This window comes from Nocardioides baekrokdamisoli (assembly GCF_003945325.1).
Lineage (GTDB): Bacteria > Actinomycetota > Actinomycetes > Propionibacteriales > Nocardioidaceae > Nocardioides > Nocardioides baekrokdamisoli.
The window spans coordinates 158002-170374 of sequence record NZ_AP019307.1; the positions used below are offsets into that span (position 1 = coordinate 158002).

General features: G+C 67.2%; 14 protein-coding genes. 9 read left to right on the forward strand and 5 right to left on the reverse strand.

What is annotated here, in order from left to right:
• Positions 1-11 precede the first annotated feature (11 nt).
• The 7 genes from KCTC_RS00635 (at position 12) to KCTC_RS00665 (ending at position 4477) form a co-directional block, all read left to right on the forward strand.
• Positions 12-572, forward strand: coding sequence for a DinB family protein (locus tag KCTC_RS00635; RefSeq protein ID WP_125565797.1), 561 nt, complete (start codon positions 12-14; stop codon positions 570-572).
• Positions 559-753 carry a DUF3046 domain-containing protein gene (locus KCTC_RS00640; protein ID WP_125565800.1) on the forward strand — a complete coding sequence of 65 codons (195 nt, stop codon included), beginning with the start codon at positions 559-561 and terminating at the stop codon, positions 751-753. Before KCTC_RS00635 ends, KCTC_RS00640 begins: the two co-directional genes overlap by 14 nt.
• Positions 754-921: 168 nt before the next feature.
• Positions 922-1974, forward strand: coding sequence for a recombinase RecA (gene recA / locus KCTC_RS00645; protein ID WP_408636120.1), 1053 nt, complete (start codon positions 922-924; stop codon positions 1972-1974).
• Between the two features lie 3 nt (positions 1975-1977).
• A complete protein-coding gene (locus KCTC_RS00650) occupies positions 1978-2658 on the forward strand; it encodes a regulatory protein RecX (protein ID WP_125565804.1) in 681 nt (226 codons plus the stop codon).
• A complete protein-coding gene (locus tag KCTC_RS00655; RefSeq protein WP_231998773.1) occupies positions 2655-3452 on the forward strand; it encodes a HipA family kinase in 798 nt (265 codons plus the stop codon). Before KCTC_RS00650 ends, KCTC_RS00655 begins: the two co-directional genes overlap by 4 nt.
• On the forward strand, positions 3449-3859 hold the full coding sequence (locus tag KCTC_RS00660; protein WP_125565806.1) for a DUF3037 domain-containing protein: 411 nt from the start codon (positions 3449-3451) through the stop codon (positions 3857-3859). Before KCTC_RS00655 ends, KCTC_RS00660 begins: the two co-directional genes overlap by 4 nt.
• A gap of 42 nt (positions 3860-3901) precedes the next feature.
• Complete coding sequence (locus tag KCTC_RS00665) at positions 3902-4477, forward strand: 1-acyl-sn-glycerol-3-phosphate acyltransferase (RefSeq protein WP_125565808.1); 576 nt, start codon at positions 3902-3904, stop codon at positions 4475-4477.
• 34 nt (positions 4478-4511) lie between these two features.
• Here KCTC_RS00665 and KCTC_RS00670 read toward each other — a convergent pair whose 3' ends face one another.
• From KCTC_RS00670 to KCTC_RS00680, 3 genes are all read right to left on the reverse strand, one after another.
• On the reverse strand, positions 4512-5255 hold the full coding sequence (locus KCTC_RS00670) for a sirohydrochlorin chelatase (RefSeq protein WP_125565809.1): 744 nt from the start codon (positions 5253-5255) through the stop codon (positions 4512-4514).
• Between the two features lie 61 nt (positions 5256-5316).
• The gene (locus tag KCTC_RS00675; protein ID WP_125565811.1) at positions 5317-6066 is read right to left on the reverse strand and encodes a phosphoadenylyl-sulfate reductase; all 750 of its coding nucleotides are present in this window, start codon (positions 6064-6066) and stop codon (positions 5317-5319) included.
• Positions 6063-7784, reverse strand: a complete 1722-nt coding sequence (locus tag KCTC_RS00680; RefSeq protein ID WP_125565813.1) for a nitrite/sulfite reductase — start codon at positions 7782-7784, stop codon at positions 6063-6065. The genes KCTC_RS00675 and KCTC_RS00680 overlap by 4 nt, the downstream gene beginning before the upstream one ends.
• A 348-nt stretch (positions 7785-8132) precedes the next feature.
• Between KCTC_RS00680 and KCTC_RS00685 the strand changes: the two genes are divergently transcribed.
• Positions 8133-9575: a glycine hydroxymethyltransferase gene (locus tag KCTC_RS00685; RefSeq protein ID WP_125565815.1), complete on the forward strand. Its 1443-nt coding sequence runs from the start codon at positions 8133-8135 to the stop codon at positions 9573-9575.
• A gap of 217 nt (positions 9576-9792) precedes the next feature.
• Positions 9793-10662: an HpcH/HpaI aldolase/citrate lyase family protein gene (locus KCTC_RS00690; protein ID WP_125565817.1), complete on the forward strand. Its 870-nt coding sequence runs from the start codon at positions 9793-9795 to the stop codon at positions 10660-10662.
• A 237-nt stretch (positions 10663-10899) separates the two neighbouring features.
• On the opposite strand, the gene map is transcribed toward KCTC_RS00690, so the two are convergent.
• Positions 10900-11664 carry a type I methionyl aminopeptidase gene (map, locus tag KCTC_RS00695; RefSeq protein ID WP_125565819.1) on the reverse strand — a complete coding sequence of 255 codons (765 nt, stop codon included), beginning with the start codon at positions 11662-11664 and terminating at the stop codon, positions 10900-10902.
• Positions 11665-11681: 17 nt separating this feature from the next.
• Positions 11682-12341 carry an MBL fold metallo-hydrolase gene (locus KCTC_RS00700; protein WP_125565821.1) on the reverse strand — a complete coding sequence of 220 codons (660 nt, stop codon included), beginning with the start codon at positions 12339-12341 and terminating at the stop codon, positions 11682-11684.
• Between the last annotated feature and the right edge of the window lie 32 nt (positions 12342-12373).

Genomic DNA, 12373 nt, shown 5'->3' on the forward strand with positions numbered 1-12373 from the left:
GGGTGGCACCGATGAGCGAGCCGTACGACGAGATCGAGCCGGACACCAAGGACTGGACCTGGGTGGTCACGGAGCCCTGCGCCGAGTGCGGTTTCGTCGCCGCCGCGGTGGACGTCGCCCATCTGGGCGCACACCTGCGGGAGACGACTGCCGCATTCCTCCCCTATCTGGCCGTCGACGATGCAGTCGCTCGTCCTGACGCCCGGACCTGGTCGGTCCTCGAGTACGGCTGCCACCTGCGCGACGTCCATCGGATCTTCTCGATGCGCGTGACCCGGATGGTCACTGAGGACGAGCCGCATTTCGCGAACTGGGACCAGGACGAGACCGCCCGCGAGGAGCGGTACGACCTCCAGACCCCCGGTGTCGTTGCGCTCGAGCTCGCTGAGAGCGCCGACGACGTTGCGTGGATCTATGAGTCGGTCCCGGTCGGCGCGTGGGATCGGCGCGGGATCAGGTCGAACGGAAGCGTGTTCACCGTCGACTCCATCGGTCGGTATCACCTGCACGACGTCGTCCACCACCTCTGGGATGTCAGTGGCGTCCGGTGGGGCAGCGATGAGGGTCACTGAGTTCTGGTCCCGCATGGAGGAGGCTCTCGGTGGCGCGTACGCCGGTGTCTGGGCGTCGCAGCACGTGATCGCCGAGCTCGGCGGACTCACGGTCCAGCAGGCGCTGGCGTCGGGCGAGCAGCCGAAGTACGTCTGGCGCGCGGTCCACGAGACCCTCGGTCTCCCCGCGAACCAGCGCTGAACTGACCCCACGACACGCCGATTCTTCGGCGTGATTCGAACAAACGTTCGGGTACGTTATCCACAGGAGACGGATCGACGCTCGAAATTGTCGGTGGCCACACCTAGCGTCCTTCCAGCGATGACAACGAGAAAAAACACCCGACCGAACAGTACGAAGGCAGGACACATCATGGCTGGTGGAGACCGCGAGAAGGCGCTCGACGTAGCGCTCGCAAACATTGAGAAGCAGTTCGGCAAGGGCTCGGTCATGCGGCTGGGCGATGACACCCGTGCTCCGCTGGAGGTCATCCCGACCGGATCGGTCGCCCTCGACATCGCGCTCGGCATCGGCGGCCTTCCGCGCGGCCGTGTCGTCGAGATCTACGGTCCCGAGTCCTCCGGCAAGACGACCGTTGCGCTGCACGCGGTCGCCAACGCCCAGCGAGCCGGCGGCGTGGTCGCCTTCATCGACGCAGAGCACGCGCTCGACCCCGACTATGCGAAGGCGCTGGGCGTCGACACCGACGCCCTCCTGGTCAGCCAGCCGGACAGCGGTGAGCAGGCGCTCGAGATCGCCGACATGCTGATCCGCTCCGGCGCCCTCGACCTGATCGTCATCGACTCCGTTGCGGCGCTCGTGCCGCGCGCCGAGATCGAGGGTGAGATGGGTGACAGTCACGTCGGTCTGCAGGCGCGACTCATGTCGCAGGCGCTGCGCAAGATGACCGGTGCGCTCAACAACTCGAACACCACCATGATCTTCATCAACCAGCTTCGCGAGAAGATCGGTGTCATGTTCGGGTCGCCGGAGACGACGACCGGTGGTCGTGCGCTGAAGTTCTACTCCTCGGTCCGTCTCGATGTGCGTCGCATCGAGACGCTGAAGGACGGCACCGACATGGTCGGCAACCGCACCCGCGTCAAGGTCGTGAAGAACAAGGTCGCGCCGCCGTTCAAGCAGGCCGAGTTCGACATCATGTACGGCAAGGGCATCAGCCGCGAAGGCGGCCTGATCGACGTCGGTGTCGACGCAGGGCTGGTCCGCAAGGCCGGCGCGTGGTTCACGTACGAAGGGGACCAGCTCGGTCAGGGCAAGGAGAACGCCCGCAACTTCCTGCGCGACAACCCGGACCTGGCCAACGAACTCGAGAAGAAGATCCTCGAGAAGCTCGGCATCGGTGCGACGTTGGACGCGCCTGCCGAGGTTGCCGCCCAGCCGGCAGGCGTCGAGGACTTCTGAGCCGTGGCTGACTCGTCAGCGGCGTCGTCCGGACCTGAGTGGTTCGGCGACGCCGCCGCGGGCGTTGACGCCTGGCTGGCGTCAGCCCGCAACGCCGACCTCACTCATGCCCGGCCAGCCGTGATCGGCAGGTCGCGGGCAGCGGAGGAGAAACTTCCCGAGGACCCGGCGCGAGTGCTGCCGGAAGCAGACGCGGAAGCCGTCGCCCGCAAGATCCTTCTCGACCAACTGACCGGTCAGGCTCGGTCACGCCACGAATTGGCCGGCAAGTTGGCGAAGAAGAACGTGCCGACCGAGATTGCCACGGCCTTGCTGGACCGGTTCGAAGAGGTGGGGCTGATCGATGATGCGGCCTTCGCCCGCTTGTGGATCGAGAGTCGTGGCAGTCAGGGCAGAGGTCTGGCGAGTCGTGCGCTGGCGCAGGAGCTGCGCAGGAAGGGCATCGACGACGAGGTCGCCCGTCATGCACTCGAAGAGGTCGACAGGGACGCCGAACGTGACGCCGCGAACGACCTGGTACGTCGGAAGTTGCGATCGATGACGGCCCTGGACGACCAGGTGAAGACCCGTCGCCTCGTCGGGATGCTGGCCCGGAAGGGGTACTCGCCCGGTCTTGCGTTCGCAGTCGTACGCGAGGAACTCGGTGCCGCCGCCGTCGGCGACCTGCCAGACTCTGGCCTGTGAACTCTGCGGCATCCCCAGGCACCGCCACCGGGCTGGAGCGCGTACGCGTGACTCGGTATGTGACGCCGCTTCGCGAGGGCGGCAGCCTCCCCGGCATCGTCGAGGGCGCTGACCTCGGGACCTACGTCTGCAAGTTCCGGGGAGCAGGCCAAGGTGTTCGGGTGCTGGTCGCTGAGGTCATCGCGAGCGGCATCGCGCGGGCACTCCGCATCGCCACACCGCGGTTGGTGGAGTTGGATCTGGATCCCGCGATCGCGCGCTATGAAGCTGACGAAGAGGTCCAGGACCTCCTGCGTGCGTCGGTAGGCAGCAACCTGGGCATCGACTTCCTTCCAGGTGCGTTCGGCTTCGACGGGGCCGGACAGGTGGACGCGCAGGACGCGGCCGCCATCCTGTGGCTCGATGCGTTCATCGCCAATGTCGATCGCAGCTTCCGCAACCCGAATCTGCTGGTGTGGGGCGGTCGGCTGTGGGCGATCGACCACGGCGCAAGTCTCTACTTCCATCACGGCTGGTCCGGCGGCGTGACCGATCCGCAGCGATTTGCTGACCTCGCGTGGTCGGCGGACGACCACGTCCTCCGTGAGTACCTGCCACAACTGGCCGAGACCGATGCGCGGCTCCGGCCGATGCTCGACGAGCAGATGCTGATCGACATCGTGGGAGAGATCCCGGAGGAATGGCTCGAGCCGGTGCCTGGGGCCGAGACGACGGAGGACGTGCGGAGTGCGTACGTGTACTTCCTGACCGCTCGGCTGGCGAGCCGGGCGTGGCTCCCTGAGGTCACCGCATGAGTCCGTACCAGTACGTGACCCTGAGGTGCGTACCGCGGCCGGATCGCGAGGAGTTCCTCAACGTGGGAGTCGTGCTGTTCTGCGAGGACGAGCAGTTCCTCGGGGTTGCCTCGGAACTGGACGAGGAGCGGGTCCGAGCGTTCGCTCCCGACCTGGACATCGCCCGGCTTCGTGATTCGCTGCAGGCGATCCGTCGGGTATGCGCCGGCTCGGCACACCATGGCTACGAGATCGGCGTGCGGGCGACCGCGTACGGCACCCGGCAACTGGCGGATACTCCGTCGGCTCGCTTCGGCCTGCTCAAGGCGCCCCGCAGCACGGTTCTGCAGCCTGGTCCCGTGCACGGCGGCATGACCGACGATGCCCAGGCCGAGTTGCAACACCTGCTCGGTCGCCTCGTCGGCTGACACCGCGTCCGCGGGCAGGCCCGCCATCGCTAGGCTCGAGAGATGAGGATCCGACCCGCCATCGCCCGCTTCCTACTCAGGGTGACGGGGTGGAAGTTGGTCGGCACCCTCCCGCCACGAGGCATCTTCGTGGGCGCGCCACACACCTCCAACTGGGACTGGGTGGTGATGCTGCTGATCGTGTGGAGCAATCGCACCCAACCGCAGGCGCTGATCAAGCAGGAGTTCTTCTCCGGGCCGTTCGGACCGATCCTGCGCGCCACGGGCGGCGTTCCGTTGGACCGCGCGAACCCGGGCGAGACCGTACGGGCGCTCCTGAAGGCAGCGGAGGGCGCAGACGAGTTCCAGTTGACCCTCGCGGCTGAAGGCACCCGCAGCAAGGGCGAGTACTGGAAGTCGGGCTTCTACCGGATCGCACAGCAGACCGGCCTGCCGATCGTCCTGGGATTCGTCGACGGTCCGACGCGTACGCTCGGAGTCGGGCCGAGCATCGTCCCGTCGGGCGACGTCGTGGCCGACATGGACCGCATCCGCGCCTTCTATGCCGACAAGCGGGGGATACGCCCGGAGAACCGGACGGAGCCCCGCCTCCGCGAGGAAGCCGACCGTTCGCTCTGATCGGTCCGGGCTCGCCGGACCAGCCAGCGGTGGCTCAGACAGGGACCAGTTCGACTGCGCCGACGGCGAAGCGCGCCAGGATGGTCCGGGCCACCTCGGGGTGAGCGCCGAGCGGCTCCGACACGGCCACCGCACCGGCCTCGAGGGCGAGCTCTGCCGCGACATCGGCGAGCTTGCCCGGCGCGAGGAAGAGGGAGGCGACCGCGATGTGGCGACGTCCCTCGCCGCGGAACGCGCGTACCGCCTCACCCGTCGCCGGCGGCGTCGTGGCTGCGTACGCGGCTACGACGGGCAGCTTGTGGTGCGTTCCCCAGATGCGTGCCAGTCGGGCGACGGCCTGGGTGACGAGCGGATCGGCCGATCCCGCTGACGCGAGCACCAGTGCGTCGAGTTCGCGTACGCGGGCCGCTGACAGGGCGGCACGGAGTCGCTCGTCGAGAACTTCGAGGAAGCGCGGCTCGAGACCGAGCACGTCGGTGACCCGGATCTGCAGGTGCGGGTGCGCGGCGAGCGCCGTCTCGATGACCGTGGGAACGTCGACGGTGGCGTGGAACGCCTCCGTGAGCAGCAGCGGGACGACCACGATCTCCTCGTGACCCTTCTTCGCCAGCCGGTCGATGACCGTGGCGAAGGAAGGCTTGGCGAGGTCGAGGTACGCGCCCTCGATGGTCAGATCCGGTCGCTGCGAACGAAGTTCGGCGATGAGCGCCTGGATCGTCTGGGCAGCGCGAGGGTCACGCGAGCCGTGAGCCAGTGCTACGAGAGCCGGTGCTGTCATGACGCGTCGTTCCTTCCTGTGCGAGTGCAGTCTCAGGCGTGTCTGCGGTGGGAGCCGAGGCTCAGGTGTGGATGCCGCATTCGGTCTTGTTGGAGCCAGCCCAGCGGCCGCTGCGCGGGTCCTCACCCGGAGCGACACGGCGGGTGCACGGCTCGCAACCGATCGACGGGTAGCCGTCGTAGGCCAGCGGGTTGACGAGGATTCCGTTCTCGGCGATGTAACGCTCGATGTCGTCGTCGCTCCAGCGTGCGATGGGGGACACCTTCACCTTCTGGCGCTTGGCATCCCAGTCCAGCACCGGAGCGATGACACGGTTGCGGGTCTCCGCACGACGCAGGCCCGTGGCCCAGGCGTCGTAGTTGCCGAGGGCGGCATTGAGCGGGTCGACCTTCCGCAGCTTGCAGCACAGGTCCGTGTCACGGTTGAACAGGTCCTTGCCGTACTCGGCGTCCTGCTCGGCGACCGTCTGGCGCGGGGTGATGTTGATCAGCGTCACCGGCATCGTGGCCGCCACTGCATCGCGGGTGCCGATCGTCTCGATGAAGTGATAGCCGGTGTCCAGGAACAGCAGATCGATCCCGGGGACCGCCTTGGAGGCAAGATCGGCCACCACGGCATCGCCCATCGATGACGCCACCGCGAACCTGTCGCCGAACGTCCCGGCGGCCCATTCGATGATGGCCGATGCCGGTGCCGCCTCGAGCTCTGCGGCCCAGATGGACACCAGTTCGCGCAGTTCCTCAGGGGTACGCCCGGAAGCCTCCGTGCCACGGGCAGCGCGAGCCAGTTCGGTGGCGGCAGTGGTTGTCATGATGTCGTCTCCAACACCACATCGCCCCGCACAAATTCCTCATCGGCGCGCAGCACCCACGTGGTGAAGGTCTCGCCGGCTTCGCGCTGGGCGAGGTAATTGGTGACCAGAGCCGTCACGTAGTCGTCCAGGCCCTTGCTGGTCACCTTGTGCGCACGGAGCTTGCGACCGAAGTTCGCCTGGGCACCCAGCGCACCGCCGAGGTGCACCTGGAAGCCCTCGACCTGGTTGCCTTCGTCATCGAGAACGAGCTGGCCCTTGAGGCCGATGTCCGCGGACTGCGTACGTGCGCAGGCGTTCGGGCAGCCGTTCACGTTGACAGTGATCGGGGTGTCGAGGCCCGGGAAGCGCTTCTCGAGCTCGTTGATCAGGTCGAACGAGCGCTGCTTGGTGTCGACGATCGCCAGCTTGCAGAACTCGATGCCGGTGCAGGCCATCGTGTTGCGGCGCCAGTTGGACGGGCGTGCCGACAGGCCGACGACGTCGAGATCGTCGAGCAGGGCGTCGACCACCGTCGCCTCGACCCCGATCAGGACGATCTTCTGGTACGGCGTGAGCCGGGCTCCGGCGACGCCGTGCTTGTCCATGACGTCGGCGAGGGCCAGCAGCAGCGTCCCCGAGACGCGGCCGACCGTCGGCGCGATGCCGACGTACTTCTTGCCGTCCTTCTGGTCGTGCACGCCGATGTGATCGCGGTGACCCAGCGGCGAGGCCGGCGACTCGAGCGAGACCAGTTCCTTGCCGAGGTACTCCTTCTCGAGCACCTCGCGGAACTTCTCCACGCCCCAGTCGGCGACCAGGAACTTCAGACGCGCCTTGGAGCGCAGACGGCGGTAGCCGTAGTCGCGGAAGATGCCGGCGACACCAGCCCAGACGTCCGCAACCTCATCGAGCGGGATCCAGACGCCCAACTTGCCGGCGAAGTGCGGGTTGACCGAGAGTCCTCCGCCGACCCAGACGTCGAAGCCGGGGCCGTGCTCAGGGTGCACGGTGCCGACGAACGCCACGTCGTTGATCTCCGGGGCGGTGTCGTGCGACGGGTGGCCCGTCAGCGAGGTCTTGAACTTGCGGGGGAAGTTCGAGAACGCCGGGTCGCCGAGGTAGCGCCGCTTGATCTCCTCGAGCGCCGAGGTGCCGTCGATGATCTCGTCGGCAGCGATGCCAGCGACAGGGGAGCCCAGGAACGGACGCGGCGAGTCACCGCAGGCTTCGAGCGACTGGAGGCCCACGGAGTCGAGCTTGTCCCAGATCGTCGGGACGTCCTCGATCTCGATCCAGTGGTACTGGATGTTCTCGCGGTCGGTGACGTCTGCGGTGTCACGGGCATGATCGCGACCGATCTCACCCAGCGCGCGGACAGCAGCGGGCGACAGCAGCGCGCCGTCGGTGCGTACGCGCATCATGAAGTAGCGGTCGTCCAGCTCCTCCTCTTCGAGGATGGCCGTCTTGCCGCCGTCGATCCCGGGCTTGCGCTGGGTGTAGAGACCCATCCACCGGAAGCGGCCTCGCAGGTCGGCGGGGTCGATCGAGTCGAACCCCTTCTTCGAGTACGTGGCGATGATGCGGCCACGTACGTTCAGCGGGTCGTCGTCCTTCTTGGACTGCTCGTTCTTGTTGAGCGGCTCTGTGTAGCCGAGAGCCCACTGACCCTCACCGCGCTTGGGGCGGGGGATCTGCGTGAACTTCGCAAAGTCGGGCTTGTAGCGGCGATCAGCCATGCGGAGGCGGGTTCCTTCAGGGAGTGGACGCGGGGACGAACGTCTGCGGCTGCCGGGGCGAGTGCCCGTGGTGGCGTTGTGGCCGCTCAGGAGAGCCAACAGATCGCGCTGCGTACGCGCCCGTAGTCCACGTGGCGACGAGCCACGAGGTGTACGTGGGTTGCAGGCGAGACCATGTCAAGCAGTCTCACGCCTCGGACGGGTGTTCTCCAAATCGTGATCCCATGTGGTGAGACCCGCGTCCGCCATATGGACGGTCTGGTTTCGACAGGCTCAACCGACGGCTCCGCTGGCTCAAGCAACGACACCGTTGGTCGAGCCCGTCGAGACCTCACTAAGATCTGCTCCATGGCTGACGTCTCCGCACTGACCAGTTCCGCGTACTCCCAGGCACTCGAGGTCATCGCCTCGGTCGAGCCGCGCATCGCCGAGGCGACGCGCCAGGAGCTCGCCGACCAGCGCGGCTCGCTCAAGCTCATCGCGTCGGAGAACTACGCCTCGCCGGCCGTGCTGATGACCATGGGCACCTGGTTCTCCGACAAGTACGCCGAGGGCACCGTCGGTCACCGCTTCTACGCCGGCTGCCAGAACGTCGACACCGTCGAGACGATCGCATCGGAGCACGCCAAGGAGCTGTTCGGCGCCGAGTACGCCTACGTGCAGCCCCATTCGGGCATCGACGCGAACCTGACGGCCTACTGGGCGATCCTGGCGCACCGCGTCGAGGGCCCGTGGTTGCAGAACGCCGGCGTCAAGAACATGAACGACCTCAGTGAGGCCGACTGGGAGAAGCTCCGCAACGAGCTCGGCAACCAGCGCCTGCTCGGCATGAGCCTCGACGCGGGTGGGCACCTCACCCACGGCTTCCGCCCCAACATCAGCGGCAAGATGTTCCACCAGAACCAGTACGGCACCGACCCCGTGACGGGCCTGCTCGACTACGACGCCGTCGCCAAGAAGGTCAAGGAGTTCAAGCCGCTCATCCTCGTTGCCGGTTACTCCGCGTACCCGCGCCGCGTGAACTTCGCCAAGATGCGCGAGATCGCCGACTCGGTCGGGGCGACCCTGATGGTCGACATGGCGCACTTCGCCGGGCTCGTCGCCGGCAAGGTCTTCACCGGTGAGGAGAACCCGGTCCCGTACGCGCACGTCGTCACCTCGACCTCGCACAAGTCGCTCCGTGGTCCGCGCGGCGGCTTCATCCTCGCCACCGAGGAGTACGCCCCGTCCGTCGACCGTGGCTGCCCGATGGTGCTCGGCGGTCCGCTCTCGCACGTGATGGCTGCCAAGGCGGTTGCCTTCGCCGAGGCGAAGACCGAGTCGTTCCAGACGTACGCGCAGAACGTCGCCGACAACGCCCAGTCGCTGGCCGGCGGCTTCCTGTCGCGCGGCGCGAAGCTCGTGACCGGCGGCACCGACAACCACATCGTGCTGCTCGACGTCACCTCCTTCGGCCTCACCGGTCGTCAAGCCGAGTCGGCGCTGCTCGACGCCGGCGTCGTCACCAACCGCAACTCGGTCCCGTCCGACCCGAATGGTGCCTGGTACACCTCCGGCATCCGCTTCGGCACGCCCGCGCTCACCACCCGCGGCTTCGGCCACGACGAGTTCGACAAGGTCGCCGAGCTCGTCGTCGACGTCCTGAAGAACACCACCCCGAACGCCACCAAGGACGGGGCCGCGTCCAAGGCCACCTACACGCTGGCGGACGGAGTCGCAGCGCGTACAAAGGGTGCCTCGGCGGAGATGCTGGACAAGAACCCCCTCTACCCGGGCCTCGAGCTCAGCTGACGGAGCGTGGAACTGGCCTGACGGAGCGCCTGCGGCGTTGCTCTTCGGTCGCGGGCCCGCGAGGCCCGCTTCCCTCCGGCGCCTTGCATTCGCACGCGTCAGGCCAGTTCCACTTGCACGCGGGCCAGCCGGCCTTGACAGAAGGGGTTCGCGCACGCGCGAGTAACCGGTGCTCGGGCCTAGCCTCGAGATTCACCCTCTTGAGAGCGAATCCGCGATGAACCACAGCGCCGACCTGACCGACCGCCGAGCCGTACGGGAGAAGGATCGGGTCGACGCTGCGCACGCACGCAGTTGGCAACTCGTGAACGCGCTGTGGGCCGACCAGTACGACGCGGCGCAGTTGGGTCGGGCGGACGCGGTGATCCTCGACATCGAGGACGCGGTCGACGACTCGAAGAAGGACCTGGCTCGCGAGTACGTCGTGGAATGGTTGGGCGGGGGAGGCACTGCCTGGGTCCGGATCAATGACGTCACGACCGATGCCTGGCGCGCCGATGTCGAGGCGTTGGCCGGCCTGACTGGGTTGGCGGGCGTCGTACTGGCCAAGGCCGAGTCCGCCGCGAGCGTCACGGAGACGTTCCGAGCCTTGGGCGGAACCACGCCGGTGACCGCACTCGTCGAGTCTGCGCTCGGTGTGGAGGAAGCGGTCGGGATCGCCCGGGCGGAGGGAGCCTTCCGGCTCGCTTTCGGGGGCGGCGACTACCGCAAGGACACCGGGGCCGAGAACACGCCGCTCGCGATGGCGTACCCGCGCAGCCGCCTGGTGGTGGCCTCGAAGATCGGCGGTCTGACGGGCCCGATCGACACTCCCACGGTGTCCTCGACCCACGGCGTCATTCGCGAACAGTGCGCGGACGGGGTCTCCATGGGCATGACCGGCAAGTTGTGCCTGGACGGTGAGCAGCCCGTCGTGATCAATGAGTCGATGAGCCCGACCTCGGCGGACGTCGCCTGGGCAGTCGGTTTCGTGGAGTCGTTCGAGGCCGGCGGGCGTGTCATCCGGGACGGGTCCGACAAGCCCCGTCTTGCTCGTGCCGAGATGATCCTGCTGCGGGCCGACTACTTCCGCATCTCTCTCGGCTGAGCACCGGCCGGGACGTGCACTGGCGTCGCCGGGACGTGAAAGAACCGCTGGCGTCTCGGGTCGCCAGCGGTTCTGGAGGAACGATACTCCCGCGGATCGACGTTTGGAAAGCGAGCTTGCTGTCCTACGCCTGTGTTACGCACCACTGGTATGCCATCTCCGCCAGCACACCTACTCTGACCTGCGGAAACTCGATCGGGCTACCCCTTTCGGGGGATGAGATTCGAGCCGTTCGGATCAGCGCTGAGTGAGGATCAGCGGCCCGTCTGCGGTGATCGCGACCGTGTGCTCCATGTGCGCGCCACGGGACTTGTCGGCGCTGCGCAGCGTCCAGCCGTCCGGGTCCGTGTAGATCTCATCGGTGGTGTGCAGGAACCACGGCTCGATCGCGATCACCAGACCGGGCTGCAGCGGGAACCCGCGCCGAGCCTTGCCGTCGTTCGGGACGTGCGGTTCTCCGTGCATGGTCCGCCCGACACCGTGGCCGCCGAACTGAAGGTTGATGCCGAGACCGGCGCCATGTGCGACCTCGCCGATGGCGGCAGAGATGTCACCGATCCGATTGCCTGCCTGTGCTGCGGCGATGCCTGCCTCGAGCGCCCTCGTCGTCGTTTCGATCAGGCGTACGTCCTCCTCGCGGGGCGTACCGACGATCACGCTCAGCGCGCTGTCGCTCACCCAGCCGTCCACGCTGGCTGCGAAATCGACACTCAACAGGTCGCCGTCCTGCAGTACATAGTCATGCGGGAGGCCGTGCAGGACGGCGTCGTTGACGCTAGTGCACAGCACCTTGCCGAACGGGCTCGCGCCAAAGCTCGGGTGGTAGTCGATGTAGCAGCTCTCGGCGCCGCGGTCCTTGATCATCTGGTGGGCGAGGGCGTCCAGTTCCAGGAGGTTGACGCCGACTGTGGCCTTCTCCTGAAGCGCCGTGAGGACGCTCGCGACGAACGCCCCGGCAGGCTTCATCTGCTCGATCTGGGCAGGCGTACGCAGTTCGATCACGGTCGAAAGCCTAGGGCTCACCAGCCGCGTTCACGCCATTCGCCCAGATGGGGACGCTCGGTGCCCAGTGTCGAGTCATTGCCGTGCCCCGGGTAGAACCACGTGTCATCGGGAAGCCGCTGGAAGATCCGTTCCTCGACATCGGTGATCAGTTCCTGGAATGCGGCCTCGTCACCGAAGGTGGCGCCGACGCCGCCGGGGAACAGTGAGTCGCCGGTCCACAGATGGGGGCTTCCATCGGGGTCCTGGTAGAGCAGCGCGATCGAACCGGGGGTGTGGCCGCGGACGGCGATCACCTCCAGCGCGCACTCGCCTACGTGGACCCGGTCACCCTGGCTGAGCCGGCGGGTCACGGGGACATCGGTGGCAGCCGTGATTGCGTCGGCGTCAGGCTCGCCGGCGAGGATCTCGCGGCCGTCGGCCAACGCCGGCAGCGCACGGTGGTGGTCCCAGTGCTGGTGCGTGGTGATGATCGCGGTGACTCCGTCGAGGAGCGGCGCAAGAGTTGTGGGCTCGTCGGCCGCGTCGATCAGCAACGCCTCGCCGGTACGTCGACAGCGCAGGACATAGCAGTTGTTGGACATCGTCGGGTCGACAGCGACCTTCGTGATCTCGAGCTGCGCAAGCGTGCGTACGTCTGCCGGTCCGCCCGGCTTCACCTCACCCGTGTAGCTCACGTGTCCATCATGCCCGGCGGCACGACAGAATT